12 protein-coding genes are annotated in these 14,029 nt (G+C 64.8%); 5 read left to right on the top strand and 7 right to left on the bottom strand.

Going from position 1 to position 14,029, the window contains the following annotated elements; genetic code table 11:
- Window positions 1-147 precede the first annotated feature (147 nt).
- From DES43_RS01615 to nagA, 4 genes are read left to right on the top strand one after another with little or no spacing between them, the layout of a single operon-like run.
- Entirely contained in the window at window positions 148-1,032 is an 885-nt protein-coding gene (locus tag DES43_RS01615) for a glucosamine kinase nucleotide-binding domain-containing protein (protein ID WP_035026433.1), read from the top strand.
- On the top strand, window positions 1,025-1,810 hold the full coding sequence (locus DES43_RS01610) for a GntR family transcriptional regulator (protein ID WP_035026435.1): 786 nt from the start codon (window positions 1,025-1,027) through the stop codon (window positions 1,808-1,810). The genes DES43_RS01615 and DES43_RS01610 overlap by 8 nt, the downstream gene beginning before the upstream one ends.
- Window positions 1,807-2,838 (top strand): SIS domain-containing protein, encoded by a 1,032-nt coding sequence (locus DES43_RS01605; RefSeq protein WP_035026437.1) that lies wholly within the window; start codon window positions 1,807-1,809, stop codon window positions 2,836-2,838. The genes DES43_RS01610 and DES43_RS01605 overlap by 4 nt, the downstream gene beginning before the upstream one ends.
- The gene (gene nagA / locus DES43_RS01600; RefSeq protein ID WP_035026440.1) at window positions 2,835-3,995 is read left to right on the top strand and encodes an N-acetylglucosamine-6-phosphate deacetylase; all 1,161 of its coding nucleotides are present in this window, start codon (window positions 2,835-2,837) and stop codon (window positions 3,993-3,995) included. Before DES43_RS01605 ends, nagA begins: the two co-directional genes overlap by 4 nt.
- Window positions 3,996-4,050: 55 nt before the next feature.
- Here the strand turns inward: nagA and rpe are convergent, their stop codons facing one another.
- Window positions 4,051-4,728: a ribulose-phosphate 3-epimerase gene (gene rpe, locus DES43_RS01595; RefSeq protein ID WP_035026443.1), complete on the bottom strand. Its 678-nt coding sequence runs from the start codon at window positions 4,726-4,728 to the stop codon at window positions 4,051-4,053.
- Between the two features lie 165 nt (window positions 4,729-4,893).
- On the opposite strand from rpe, the gene DES43_RS01590 reads away from it, so the two are divergent.
- Window positions 4,894-5,256: a hypothetical protein gene (locus DES43_RS01590; RefSeq protein ID WP_245264692.1), complete on the top strand. Its 363-nt coding sequence runs from the start codon at window positions 4,894-4,896 to the stop codon at window positions 5,254-5,256.
- On the opposite strand, the gene DES43_RS01585 is transcribed toward DES43_RS01590, so the two are convergent.
- From DES43_RS01585 to DES43_RS01560, 6 genes are read right to left on the bottom strand one after another with little or no spacing between them, the layout of a single operon-like run.
- Window positions 5,250-6,203, bottom strand: a complete 954-nt coding sequence (locus DES43_RS01585; protein ID WP_035026449.1) for a 2-hydroxyacid dehydrogenase — start codon at window positions 6,201-6,203, stop codon at window positions 5,250-5,252. The two genes, DES43_RS01590 and DES43_RS01585, sit on opposite strands and share 7 nt — an antisense overlap.
- 17 nt (window positions 6,204-6,220) lie before the next feature.
- Window positions 6,221-7,849 carry an ABC transporter ATP-binding protein gene (locus DES43_RS01580; RefSeq protein WP_035026452.1) on the bottom strand — a complete coding sequence of 543 codons (1,629 nt, stop codon included), beginning with the start codon at window positions 7,847-7,849 and terminating at the stop codon, window positions 6,221-6,223.
- On the bottom strand, window positions 7,846-8,997 hold the full coding sequence (locus DES43_RS01575) for an ABC transporter permease (protein ID WP_425352081.1): 1,152 nt from the start codon (window positions 8,995-8,997) through the stop codon (window positions 7,846-7,848). The genes DES43_RS01580 and DES43_RS01575 overlap by 4 nt, the downstream gene beginning before the upstream one ends.
- Before the next feature lie 14 nt (window positions 8,998-9,011).
- Window positions 9,012-10,121 carry a microcin C ABC transporter permease YejB gene (locus tag DES43_RS01570; RefSeq protein ID WP_035026457.1) on the bottom strand — a complete coding sequence of 370 codons (1,110 nt, stop codon included), beginning with the start codon at window positions 10,119-10,121 and terminating at the stop codon, window positions 9,012-9,014.
- Between the two features lie 27 nt (window positions 10,122-10,148).
- Window positions 10,149-12,017 (bottom strand): extracellular solute-binding protein, encoded by a 1,869-nt coding sequence (locus DES43_RS01565; protein ID WP_035026459.1) that lies wholly within the window; start codon window positions 12,015-12,017, stop codon window positions 10,149-10,151.
- Complete coding sequence (locus tag DES43_RS01560; RefSeq protein WP_425352079.1) at window positions 12,017-13,912, bottom strand: extracellular solute-binding protein; 1,896 nt, start codon at window positions 13,910-13,912, stop codon at window positions 12,017-12,019. Before DES43_RS01560 ends, DES43_RS01565 begins: the two co-directional genes overlap by 1 nt.
- Between the last annotated feature and the right edge of the window lie 117 nt (window positions 13,913-14,029).

Genomic DNA, 14,029 nt, shown 5'->3' with positions numbered 1-14,029 from the left:
CCTTTTGCGGGCGGGCACGCGGAGGTGGCATGAAAATCTCTTGTATTTTAACAAATTGGCTCGTTCTTCTGCTGTTGCGTCATGCGTTCAAAATTAACACTTGGATATTGGTATTTAAGTGGTATTATAAAGAATGGAGGATCGAAGGTGGACTTCATACTCGGCATAGATGGCGGTGGAACCGGTTGCAGGGCGGCGCTCGCCACTCCTGACGGACAGGTGCTGGCGCGCGGCAGTTCCGGAGCGGCCAACATCCGTACCGACCTGACCAGCGCCCGCGCCCATATCGTCGAGGCGGCGCAGCGGGCCTTTGTCGCGGCCGGCAAGGATTCCGGGCTGACCGTGCGCACTCCGGCCGTGCTCGGGCTCGCCGGTGCCAATGTCGGCACCTATCGCCAGCAGTTGCAGGCCATTCTGCCGTTCCGGGAAAGCCGGGTGGAAAGCGATGCCGAAATCGCGCTGGAAGGCGCAATCGGTGCCGGCGACGGCGCGATTGCGGTGCTGGGCACCGGCAGCGCCTACCGGGTGCGCCGCAACGGCGTTTCGCGCCCTGTCGGCGGATGGGGGTTTCAGGTGGGCGATCAGGCAAGCGGCGCGCGCATCGGTCGCGATCTGCTGGAGCAGACGCTGCTGGCCTATGACGGCATATGCGAAGCCTCCGCCCTGACGCGCGAGATCATGGCCGTGTTCCGCGACAATCCCGAGGATGTGGTCGAATTCACCGTGGCGGCAAAGCCGGGCGATTATGGCGGCTTCGCGCCCAAGGTCTTCGACCATGCCGCGCGGGGCGATGCGGTGGCGCGCCGTATCGTCGACAAGGCTGTGGCCGATGTGGAAGGGGCGCTTGGAGCGTTGCGGCTCGGCGAAGGTGACGTGCTTTGCCTTCTGGGCGGGCTGGCAGGTCTTTACGCGCCCTTGCTCGCACCGCGCTACCGGGCCTTGCTGCGTGACCCGCAGGGCGATGCGCTGGCCGGAGCGGTGCGCATGGCTGCCCGGTATTTCGGCCATGCGGGCGGGGCCGGCAATGGCTGAGGCTGCCGGCAATCTGTTTGCGGGGATCAGGGAGACGGCACGGGGTCAGCCGCTTTACCTGCATCTGCGCCGGACCATCGAGGAAGCCGTCGGGAACGGCTTGCTGGGGCCGGGCGACGCGCTGCCCTCCGAGCGCGACATAGCCGTTCAGGCGGATATTTCGCGTGTGACCGTGCGCAAGGCGGTGCGCGATCTGGTCGAGAGCGGGGTGCTGGTGCAGCGCCACGGCTCAGGCACGTTCGTGGCCCCGCGCGTCGAGCGTGTCGAACAGTCGCTGTCGCGGCTCACCTCGTTCACCGAGGACATGGCAAGGCGCGGCAAGGCCGTGACGTCGCAATGGCTGGACCGGGGCGTGTTCACGCCCTCGCCCGACGAGATGATGGTGCTCGGCCTGTCGGCCCGGGAACTGGTGGTGCGCATGGCGCGCCTGCGCATGGCCGACGGAACGCCGCTTGCCATCGAGCGTGCCTGCGTGTCGGCCAGCATGCTGCCCGAACCCGGGCTCATCGGCGCTTCGCTCTACGCTGCGCTGGGCAAGGGGGGCTATCGTCCGGTACGTGCCGTGCAGCGCATTTCGGCCGCCAACCTCACCGGTCAGGATGCGGAGCTGCTGAAGGTTGCGGCTGGCGCAGCCGGCTTGCGCATCGAACGCATTTCCTATCTCGCCAGCGGCAGGGTGGTGGAATTCACCCGCTCCGTCTATCGGGGCGATGCCTATGATTTCGTGGCCGAGCTGCGTCTGGGCGGACCCGGCGATGACAGTGGAGGAAGTGCATGACGACGGCCGCAACTTATATGCGAACCGAGATCGAGGAGATACCGCAGGCCGTCGCCCGCTTCCTCGACCGGTCGGACAGCGTGCTTGAGGATGTCGCGCAGGATTTACGCCGCCGTGCGCCGGGCTTCGTCGTCACCGTGGCGCGTGGCTCGTCCGCCCATGCCGCGACATATCTGAAATATGCGGTGGAGCTGACAGCCGGACTGGCGGTGGCGTCGATCGGGCCGTCCGTTGCCTCGATCTATGGGGCAAAGCTGCGCCTCGATCGCGCGGCGTGCCTGGCCGTGTCGCAGTCGGGCAAGAGCCCCGACATCGTGGCTCTGGCGCAAAGTGCGGCTGAGCAGGGAGCGGTCACGATTGCCCTCACCAATACGGCCGGCTCGCCGCTGGCCGGCGTTTGCGACCACGCCATCGACATCATGGCCGGACCGGAGCGGAGCGTCGCCGCCACCAAGACCTTCGTCAATTCGGCTGTGGCCGGACTGGCGCTGATGGCGCACGCCACCCGCGACGAAACGCTTCTGGCGGCGCTACAGCAACTGCCGAAGTCGCTGGAGCGGGCGCTCGCCTGCGACTGGAGCGCGCTGATCGAGCCGTTCGGCAGGGAGGGTTCGCTGTTCATTCTCGGGCGCGGCCCGTCGAGCGCCATGGCCAGCGAGGCCGCGCTGAAGTTCAAGGAAACCTGCGGCGTTCATGCCGAAGCCTATAGTGCGGCAGAGGTCATGCACGGCCCCATGGCGCTGGTCGGCCCGGGCTTTCCGGTGCTGGCGCTCGCCGCGCGCGACGCGGCCGAGCCGTCGCTGGTCGAGGCCGTCGATGCGCTGGCGGACAAGCAGGCCGCCGCCTTCGCGACCAGCGACCGGGTGACGAAGGCCGCGCGGCTGCCGTTCGCGGCCACCGGCCATCCGCTCACCGATCCGCTGCCGCTGATCGTGTCCTTCTATGCATTCGTCGAGGCTTTCGCCCGGCACAGGGGCCTCGATCCCGATGCGCCCCGCAATCTGCGCAAGGTAACGGAGACGATATGAGCGAGCGTTTCGCCCTTTCGGGAGCCAGGATCTTCGACGGCGAAACCTGGCATGACGACGCGGCACTGGTCGTGGCCCATGGCGCGATAGAGGCCATCGTGCCGGCTGTTTCCATCCCTGCCGGCGTGAAACGGGTCGAGGCCGGTGGCGCCTTTCTGGCGCCGGGCTTCATCGACCTTCAGGTCAATGGCGGTGGCGGGGTGATGCTCAACGACCATCCCGACCTCGCCTCCATCGAAACCATCTGTGCCGCCCATGTACCGTTCGGCACCACGGCACTGCTGCCCACCCTGATCACCGATACCCCGCAGATCACCGCGGCGGCGATAGACGCGGGCAGGCAGGCGGCGGTCAAAAATGTTCCCGGTTTCCTCGGCCTCCATCTCGAAGGCCCGCATCTGTCGCTGGCCCGCAAGGGCGCGCACGATCCGGAACTGATCCGCAGGATGGAAGACGGCGATCTGAAGGCGCTGGTGGCGGCGGCCGGCGCCATGCCGGTGCTTCTGACAACGATCGCGCCGGAATCGGTGAGCCCCGAACAGGTGGAGGCGCTGGCGAAGGCCGGCGTCATTGTAAGCCTCGGCCATTCCGACGCCTCCTATGCGACTGCGACCGCCTATGCGAAAGCCGGCGCGACCATGGCCACGCACCTCTTCAACGCGATGAGCCCGCTGGGCAGCCGGGAGCCGGGGCTTGCCGGCGCGGCCATCGATACCGGCACCTTGTTCGCCGGTCTGATCGCGGACGGCATCCATGTCGATCCGGCCACCATGGCGATTGCGCTCAGGGCCAAGCGCGGCCCGGCGAGAATTTTCCTCGTCACCGATGCGATGGCGACGATCGGCACGCTCATGTCCTCTTTCACGTTGAACGGGCGCACCGTCTATCGCAGGGGGGGCAGCCTGCGGCTTGGCGACGGAACGCTGGCCGGCGCCGATCTCGACATGATCTCGGCCGTGCGTTTCATGCACCGCACCATCGGTCTTGAACTCGGCGAGGCCCTGCGCATGGCCTCGACCTGCCCGGCGCAGGCGGTCGGGCAGTCGCAGCGTCTCGGACGGCTGATGAAAGGCATGCGCGCCAACATCGTCGCGCTGTCGGACGACCTTGACGTGGCCTCAGTATGGATCGACGGCGTGCGCTCGTTCCGGGCCTGAGGCGCAAAAGGGTTCGGTGCAAGCCGGTCGACGAAAAAGCCGAGGTGCAGGTCGTTTATTCGCGGGCGGCGTCGGCCGCCTGGCGGATCGCCTCGATATTGGCGCGGTAGGAGGCCACCGTGCCGCCCTTGAACACGGCCGTGCCTGCCACCAGCACGTTCGCGCCGGCAGCGGCGATCAGGGGCGCCGTCTCCGGCGTGACGCCGCCGTCGATCTGGATGTCGATGGGGCGCTCGCCGATCATCGCCTTGACGCGCCTCACCTTCTCCACCACCGCCGGAATGAATGCCTGTCCGCCGAAACCGGGGTTGATCGTCATCAGCAGTATGAGGTCCAGCCGGTCGAGCACATATTCGATGGCGTTTTCCGGGGTGGCGGGATTGAGCGAGACGCCGGCCTTCCTGCCGAGGTTGCGGATGGTTTGCAGCGAGCGGTCGAGATGCGGGCCGGCCTCGGCATGGACGGTGATGCCGTCGCAGCCGGCCTCGGCGAAGGCCGCCAGATAGGGATCGACCGGCGCGATCATCAGATGGGCGTCGAAATAGGCGTCGGTGCGATTGCGGATCGCCTTGATGACGGGTGCGCCGAAGGTGATGTTGGGCACGAAGTGGCCGTCCATGACGTCGAGATGCACCCAGTCCGCGCCAGCCTCGACAATAGCCTCGACCTCGTCGCCGAGTTTCGAGAAGTCCGATGACAGAACCGACGGTGCGATCAGGGTCCTTGCGCTCATTCCTTGCACTCCTGCTGTGGCATTGCCTGCCTATAGCATCGGGAAAGGAACGGGAAACCGCTTTTTGAATTTTTCTGCCTCTTGTTTCGGCCAATTCGCCGCATGGTCTACACAATGCCCGAATCCTGCCATAAGTCGGCCCTGCGTCGGGACAGGGAGACGGCATTGTCGAGATTGGTCGCAGCAGTGCGGATTTGTGGTGCCGCCGGCATAAGCGTGATGGTGGCGGGGTGCGGCAACTCGCTGACCGAACGTCAGGATCAGGCCGTTGTCTCGGCGCTGCCTTACGACAGCGTGCCCTGCGACACGCTGTTCATGCACCGCGATGCGCTGGCCGCCCAGTACGGATTGCCGCTGGACGCCAGGCCCGTCTTCGTGCGCCAGCCCTATGGCGTCGGGCCGCTGACGCCAGACGTGCGCAGCGAGCGCCGCCGCAAGGCCGAGGCCGCGCGCGGCGAGATCGACGCCATGAACAGGTCGCTGACGCGGCGCAAATGCGCGGCCCCTGCGCCCGCCGTGCCTCAGTAGCCGGCTTCGCGGTCGATCAGGTTTTCCAGCTCCTCGCCCCGCTCGTAGGCGGCCATCTGCCCGAGCATCACCGGCACCAGATGTTCGGCGTCCGAAGTCGCTGCCGCATGCGGTGTGACGAACACCTTCGGATGGCTCCACAGCGGGCTGGTTTTCGGCAGCGGCTCGATCTCGAACACGTCGAGGCTCGCTTCCTTGAGCGTTCCGTCGTCCAGCGCGCGCAGGATGTCGGCCTCCTTCTGCAAGCGGCCCCGTCCTGCATTGACAAGCACCGAGCCGCCCAGCGCATTGCGCCGGCGCAGTTCCTTGAGAAGCTTGTAGTCGATGATGCCGGTGGTCGCCTTCGTCAGCGGCAGCAGGACGACGAGAATATCGGTGGCGTTGAGGAAAGGCACCAGCCCGGCGTCGCCGGCATAGGTGGTGACGCCTTCCATCTCGCGCGCCGAGCGCGCCCAGCCATTGATGCGGAAGCCGAGCGCCATGAGGGCGCTGGCTGCCGCGCGCCCCAGATGGCCGAAGCCCATGATGCCGACCGACACGTCGTCGGCATTGCGCTGGTCGATGTCGTGCCAGGCGCGCAGGCGCTGCTGCTCGCGATACTGCCGGCCCTGACGATGATGATCGAGCACGCGCCACACGACATATTCAACCATGTGCCGCGTCAGGTCTTCCGCGACCACGCGCACCACCGGGACGTCGGCGGGGATGGTGGCGTCCTCCACGATGTGATCGACGCCCGCGCCGACGGAGAAGATGACCTTGAGGTTTGGCAGTCCGGCGAGCAGGTTCGGCTTCTGCTTCCACACGACCGCATAGGTGATGGACGCATCGGTGTCCGTATTACGCTCCAGAACGACTTCCCGCTCGGCCGACAGCAGTTCGTGCCAGCGCTGGGGGTGGAACGCGTTGACCGCAAGCAGAACGCGGCCCGTGCCCGGATTGCTCAAGATATCCTCCTCGACAATTATTCCGAAACCACGCCTTCGGGGGCGGTTTCGATCCGGAAGGCCGCCGAGATCAGCGCCTTCGTGTAGTCGGTCCGCGGCGCTTCGAAGATCTGCGCCGCCGGGCCGGCCTCCACCACCTTGCCGTTGCGCATGACGATCACCTCGTTGGCGAGCGCGCGCACCACCTTCAGGTCGTGGCTGATGAAAAGATAGGCAAGGTTGTGTTTGGCTTGCAGGTCGCGCAGCAGGTCGACCACCTGTGCCTGCACGCTCATGTCGAGCGCCGAGGTCGGCTCGTCCAGCATGACGAAGCGGGGCTTGAGCACCATGGCGCGGGCAATGGCGATGCGCTGGCGCTGCCCGCCCGAAAATTCGTGCGGGTAACGGAAGCGCGTTTCCGGATCGAGGCCGACCTCCCTGAGCACGTCGACGATACGGTCGTCGCGCTCGTCTGCGGAGAGTTTCGGCTCGTGGATCTTCAGCCCTTCCTCGATGATCTCCGACACCGACATGCGCGGGCTGAGCGAGCCGTAGGGGTCCTGGAACACGATCTGCAGTTCGCGCCGCAGCGGCCGCATCTCGTTGAACGACAGCGCGTCGATGTCGCGCCCGTCAAAACGGATCTTGCCGGTGGAGGAGATCATGCGCGCCAGCGCAAGGCCGAGCGTGGTCTTGCCGGAGCCGGATTCGCCAACGATGCCAAGCGTCTGGCCCTCGCGCACTGTCACATCTATGCCGTCGACGGCCTTCACATGGTCGACGGTCTTGCGGAAAAAGCCCTGCTTGATCGGGAACCAGACCTTCACGTCCTCGCCATGCATCACCGCTTTGGCGGCGGGGTCCGCGGCGGGCGGCTTGCCCCGGGGCTCTGCCGCCAGCAGATGGCGGGTGTATTCGTGCTGCGGATTGGCGAAGATGTCCTTCGTCGGCCCGATCTCGACCACCTTGCCTTTTGTCATCACGCAGACCCGGTCGGCGATCTTGCGCACGATGCCGAGGTCGTGGGTGATGAACAGCATCGACATGCCGTTGTTCTTCTTCAGGGTGTCGAGGAGAAGAAGAATCTGGGCCTGAACCGTCACGTCGAGCGCCGTGGTCGGCTCGTCGGCGATCAGCAGTTCGGGCTCGTTGGCGAGCGCCATGGCGATCATGACGCGCTGGCGCTGCCCGCCCGAAAGCTGGTGGGGATAGGCGTCGAGCCGCTTTTCCGGCTCGCGGATGCCGACCTCGTTGAGCAGGTCCAGCGTGCGTTTGCGCGCCTGCGCATCGCCCATGCCGCGATGCAGCTTCAGCACCTCGACGATCTGCTGCTCGATCGTGTGCAGCGGATTGAGCGAGGTCATCGGCTCCTGAAAGATCATGGTGATCTTGTTGCCGCGCACCTTGCGCAGCCCGTTTTCACCGAGCCGCATCAGGTCCTGCCCGCCGAACAGGATTTCCCCGGAAGGGTGGCTGGCGGCCGGATAGGGAAGGAGCTTCAGCACCGACAGCGCCGAGACCGATTTGCCGGAACCGGACTCACCCACCAGCGCCAGCGTCTCGCCCTTGCCGATGTCGAAGGACACATGATCGACGGCGAGCGAGGTCCGCCCCCCTTGCGAGAAGGCGACCGAGAGATCGCGAACGGAAAGGAGGGGCGTGCTCACCTGAACGTCTTCCTCGGGTCGAAGGCGTCGCGCGTGGCTTCGCCGATGAAGATCAGCAGCGAGAGCATGATCGAAAGCGTGATGAAGCCGGTGATGCCGAGCCACGGCGCGTTGAGGTAGCGCTGGCCCTGCTTGAGCATTTCACCCAGCGAGGCCGAGCCCGGCGGCAGGCCGAAGCCGAGGAAGTCGAGCGAGGTCAGCGTCGAGATCGAGCCGTTGAGGATGAAGGGCAGGAAGGTCAGCGTCGCCACCATGGCGTTGGGCAGCAGGTGCCGGAACATGATGGTGCGGTTGGAGACGCCGAGTGCGCGCGCCGCGTTCACATATTCGAAGTTGCGCGCGCGCAGGAATTCCGCCCGCACCACGCCGACGAAGGCCACCCATGAAAACAACAGCATGAGGCCGAGCAGGATGAAGAAGCCGGGCGGCAGCACTGCCGCCACGATCAGCAGCAGGTAAAGCACCGGGATAGCCGACCAGATTTCGATGAAGCGCTGGAACAGAAGATCGACCCAGCCGCCGAAATAGCCCTGGATGGCGCCCGCCGAAACGCCGATGATGGCCGAGCCCAGCGTCAGCGTCAGCCCGAACAGCACCGAGACGCGGAAACCGTAGATGACGCGCGCCATGACGTCGCGCGCCTGATCGTCGGTGCCGAGCCAGTTCCAGTTGCCGACGATGCAGTCGGGGTCCGCCGCGCCTTGCGGATACTGGCCGCAGCGCGTGGCGGCATCGTAGCTCCACGAGGGTTTGGCGGGGGCGGCCTGCGGCACCGCGTTGTTGACGGTGCGGTAGGAATAGCGGATCGGCGGCCAGATCATCCAGCCATTGGCCTCGATCTCGTCGCGGATCACCGGGTCGCGATAGTCGGTGACGGCATAGAAGCCGCCGAATTTTTCCTCCGGATAGGCGACGAGGACGGGGAAGAGAATCTCGCCCTTGTAGGAGGCGATGATCGGCTTGTCGTTGGCGATGAACTCGGCAAACAACGAGGCGACGAACAGGAAAAGGAAAATCCACAACGACCAGTAGCCGCGCCGGTTCGCCTTGAAGTTCGCCCAGCGCCGCTGGTTGAGCGGCGACAGGAACCGCCGCCGCCGTCTTGGCGTGACGGGCTGGGGAGCGACGCTTTCGGCGTCCGTCTTCATCGTGGCCTCGGCCATCACACATCCCTCCGGTCGAAGTCGATGCGGGGGTCGATCCATGTGTAGGTGAGGTCGGAGATGAGACTGACGAACAGGCCGATCAGCGAGAAGATGTAGAGATTGGCGAACACCACCGGATAGTCGCGGTCGACCACCGATTTGAAGCCGAGAAGCCCCAGCCCGTCGAGCGAGAAGATGTTCTCGATCAGCAGCGAGCCGGTGAAGAAGGCCGAGATGAACGCACCGGGAAAGCCGGCGATGACGATCAGCATGGCGTTGCGGAAGACGTGGCCATAGAGAACGCGGTGTTCGGACAGGCCCTTGGCGCGCGCCGTCACCACATATTGCTTGCGGATCTCGTCGAGGAAGGAATTCTTCGTCAGCAGCGTGTTGGTGGCGAAGGCCGACAGCACCATGGCGGTCAGCGGCAGGGTAAGGTGCCAGAAATAGTCGACGATGCGGTCCGGCCATGACATCTGCGACCAGTTGTCGGAGGTGAGCCCCCGCAGCGGGAACCAGTCATAGAACGAGCCGCCGGCGAACAGGATCATCAGCAGGATGGCGAACAGGAAGCCGGGTATCGCATAGCCGACGATGACGATGGCGCTGGTCCAGGTATCGAAAGCCGAGCCGTCCTTCACCGCCTTGCGGATGCCGAGCGGTATCGAGATCATGTAGGAAATCAGCGTGATCCACAGTCCCAGCGAGATCGACACCGGCATTTTCTCGAGGATCAGGTCGACCACCGATATGTCGCGGAAATAGCTCTCGCCGAAATCGAAGCGGGCGTAGTTCCACAGCATAAGGCCGAAGCGCTCCAGCGGCGGCTTGTCGAAGCCGAACTGCTTTTCAAGCTTGGCGATGAATTCGGGGTCGAGTCCCTGCGCACCGCGATACTTGCCGGAGATGGCGCCGCCCCCGGCCTCGAAGCCGCCGGCCATGCCCATGTCGCCGCCCCCGCCGGAGCCGAGACGGTCGCTGGAATCCCCCGCCTGACCGGTCAGGCGGGCGATCACCTGCTCGACGGGGCCGCCGGGTGCGAACTGGATGACGACGAAGGAGATCGCCATGATGCCGAAGAGGGTCGGGATCATCAGAAGCAGGCGGCGCAGGATATAGGCACCCATCAGGCGCTGCTCCGTTTCATTGAACCGTCAGCCTTTTCCAATCTTCGCAGCCTTTTCGGGTTCGAACCACCACAGCGTCTCGACCGGAAAGCCGTAATCGGGCTTGGTTTCGGGAAACCCGAACATGTCCCAGTACGCGACCCGGTGATTCGCCACAAAGTATGTTGGAATCCAGTCGAGCCTTGCGCGCAAGACCCGGTCGAGCGCGCGCAGCGCCGTAACCAGCTCGTCGCGGGTTTTTGCGCGCCCCGCGGCATCGACGAGCGCATCGACAGCGCTGCTCTCGGTTCCGGGATAATTGCGGGTGCCGGGCCGTCCCGCGGCACGGGAGTGATAAAGCGCTTCCATTGCCGCGTGAGCGGGTGTCGCGCCGACCGAGACGCGCATCAGGATCATGTCGAAATCGAAATCGTTCTGGCGCGCCTGATACTGTGCGGAATCGATCACACGCACGGAGGCGTCGATGCCGACCGCCTTCATGTTTTCCGCCCAGGGCAGGAAAATGCGGGCCAGCGCATCGTCGTCGGCAAGTATTTCCGCCTTCAGCCTCTCGCCCTTGTCGTTGACGACGAAGGACCCGTTGCGGCTCCAGCCGGCGTCGCGGAGCAGTCCCATGGCCTCGCCGAGCAGCTTGCGGTCCCGGCCCGAGCCGTCGGAAACCGGCTGAAGGGCAGGTTCCGCGAACACCTCCGGCGGCAGGTCGGCGCGCAGGGGCTCCAGAAGGGCCAGCTCCGCGGGAGACGGGAGACCTTCCGCCTTGAACTCGGATTTCTCGAAATTGGACTGTGAGCGCTCATAGGCGCCGGAGAACAGCGTGCGGCGCGTCCACTCGAAATCGAAACACAGGCCGATGGCACGGCGCACACGCACGTCGCGGAACCGGGGGCGGCGCTGGTTGATCGCCATAGACTGCATCTCGGGCCATTTCTCGCCGTCGAATTCGCGCTTCAGGACGCGTCCGTCGGCAATGGCGGGGAAATTGTATTCCGAGACCCAGGTGCGGGCGACGAATTCCTCGCGGTAGTGGGTGTCACCCTTTTTGAACGCCTCGAAGGCGGCGCTGCGATCGCGGTAGAAATCGATGCGCAGGCGGTCGAAATTGTACTGACCGCGATTGACCGGCAGGTCGCGACCCCAGTAATCCGGCACCCGCTCATATTCGATGAACTGTCCGGCGGCGGCCCGGCCCACCTTGTAAGGGCCGGAGCCCAAAGGGGGTGTCATGCGTCCGGCGTCGAATTCGTTTTGCGTATGGTAGACCTTCGACAGGATCGGCATTCCGGCGGCTGTGAGAATGGTCTGCGGCGGCTGCCTGCCGGTGAAGGTCAGGCGCACCGTAAGCGTATCCAGCGCTTCTGCGTCGGCAAGCTCGACAAGCGGCAGCGCCAGTTGCGGATGCCCCTTGTCCTTGTAAAGCATCAGGGTGAAGGCGACATCCCCGGCCGTCAGCGGCGTGCCATCGTGCCACCGCGCCTCGCTGCGCAGATGGAAGTCGAAGCTGTTGCGGTCCTGCGAGATGGTGACGCCTTCGGCCAGCAGCCCGTAGAGCGCGTCCGGCTCGTCCAGCGCGCGCGTCATCAGCGTATCGAAGCAGAGCTCCATGCGCGGTGGCGCATCGCCGCGCAGCGTGAAGGAATTCAGCGTGTTGAAGGTGAGCGGGTTCTGGTTGAAGACCCAGTTGGGCGGTGGAAAATTGAAGGTGCCGCCCTTGGGGGCATCGGGGTTCACATAGTCGAAATGGGCAAAGCCGGGCGGGTATTTCAGCTCCCCGAAGGCCGAGAGGCCGTGAAGCTTCACGCCCGTTGCCATGCTGGCGGAGGCAGGGCCGGGCATCAGCGGCCACGCTGCCGCGGCACCCCCCAGCAGAAGGAAGTCGCGACGCGAAAAGGCGCTCATCAGTTGGCGCTCTGGTACTTGGCCGCCAGCGCCTTTTCCTTTTCGGGGTCGATCCACCAGGATTCGACGTCGGCCCCGATATATTCGGGCTGCTTGTCGGGCATGCCGAACTTGTTCCAGTAGGCGACCCACAGGTTCGGGCGGGTGAACTGCGGCACGACATAGTAATTCCACAGCAGCACACGGTCGAGCGCGCGGGTGGCTGCGATGAGGTCGTCGCGGTCGGTGGCGAAGATCACCCGGTCGACAAGCGCATCGATCACCGGGTCCTTGATGCCGGAATAGTTGCGCGAGCCGGGCGCGTCGGCGGCGCGTGTGCTCCAGTAGTCGCGCTGTTCGTTGCCGGGCGAGTCGGACTGCTGCAGCACTTGCGTGATCACGTCGTAGTCGAAATCGTTGACCCGGTTCACAAACTGGCTGGTATCGACGATACGGTGGGTGACGGTCACGCCGATCTTGCGCAGCATTTCGATGTACGGGCTGATGGTGGGACCGGAGTCCTGGCTGAAATCGAGGATTTCAAAGCTGAACGGCTGGCCGGTTTCGGTATTGACCATCCGGCCATTGCGGATTTCCCAGCCTGCCTCCTTGAACAGCGCCACCGCGTCGCGCAGAATCTTGCGCTCCGCCTGCGGGTTGTCGAAGCGCGGCAGGGCGAATTCCTTCGTGAACAGGTCCGGCGGCAGCTTGTCACGATATTGCTCGAGGATCTCCAGCTCCTTGCCTTCCGGCAGGCCCCGGGATGCAAAATCGCCGCCCATGAAATAGCTGGTGATACGTGTGTTCAGTCCGAAGGACTGGGTGCGGTTTGCCGTGTCGAAATCATAGGCGTAGGACAGCGCCTGGCGCACGCGCCTGTCCTGGAACAGGGGCCGGCGGGTGTTGAGGACAAAGCCCTGCATGTTGGCACGGGCGGTGGACACGAACTCCTTCTTGATCACGTCGCCAGCCTTTACGGCAGGAAAATCATAGGCGGTCATCCAGCGCCGCGCGCTGTTTTCGGGGTGAATGTCCTTGAAGCCGCCCTTTGTGAAGGCCTGCCACGCGGCATTGTTGTCGAGGAAATAGCGATAGCGGCGCTGGTCGAAATTCTCGCGCCCGATCTTCACCGGCAGTTTCGCGCCCCAGTAGTCCGGCACGCGCTCCCAGATGATCTCCTGCCCCGGCCTGAAGCTTTTGATGCGATAGGCGGCGGAGCCGAGCGGGGCTTCCAGCGTCGGGCGGGTGATGTCGCGCTTCTTGCCCTTCGCATCGGTGCCTTCCCACCAGTGCTTCGGCAGCACCACGAGGTCGCCCATGATCTTGGGCAGTTCGCGGTTGCCCTTCTGGTCGAAGCGGAACTCGACCTCGCGATCCGATATTTTCACCGCTTCGGTGACGTTGTCGTAGTAGCGGTTGTACATGGGGCTGTTGGCTTTCAGCACCCCGAAGGACCAGATGACATCGTCGACGGTGATCGGCTGGCCGTCATGCCAGCGCGCATCGGGATCGAGCCTGAAGGTCGCGGACGAAAAGTCGTCCGGATATTTGTAGGCTTCGGCCACAAGCGGATGGCTGACGCTGCCTTCGTCGGTCGCCTGCTCCATCAGCGTGTCGTAAAGCAGTCCGCCGCCGAATTCGGCCAGCCCCGAGGCCGGCGTGCCCTGCACGATGTAGGGGTTGAAGCTGTCGAAGGTGCCGATAACGGTGGTGTTCAGCGTGCCGCCCTTCGGTGCGTCGGGGTTCACGTAGTCGTAGCGTTCGAAGTTCTCGCCATATTTGGAGCCGCCGATGAGCGACGAGGATGTATGCCATTCATCCGCCCGCGCCCCGGCGATGCCGGGCGCCAGAGCGGCGCAGGCCAGCGCCGAGACAAGCATTGCCGTCATCGATGCCCTGATATGGTGAAAGTTCATCCCGGTCCTTTCGCTACGTGCAGGCATGCGCCGTAATGGGCACTGTACTGGATTCGTCCGACGAGGGAATCGGATTGTGGCGATAATGCCGCGCCCGGCCCACAGTAGCAAAAAAGC

The sequence above is a fragment of the Aquamicrobium defluvii genome (assembly GCF_004363725.1).
Classification (GTDB): domain Bacteria; phylum Pseudomonadota; class Alphaproteobacteria; order Rhizobiales; family Rhizobiaceae; genus Mesorhizobium; species Mesorhizobium defluvii.
Note: the sequence above shows the minus strand (reverse complement) of the source record. Positions and strands in the feature narration are given on the sequence as shown.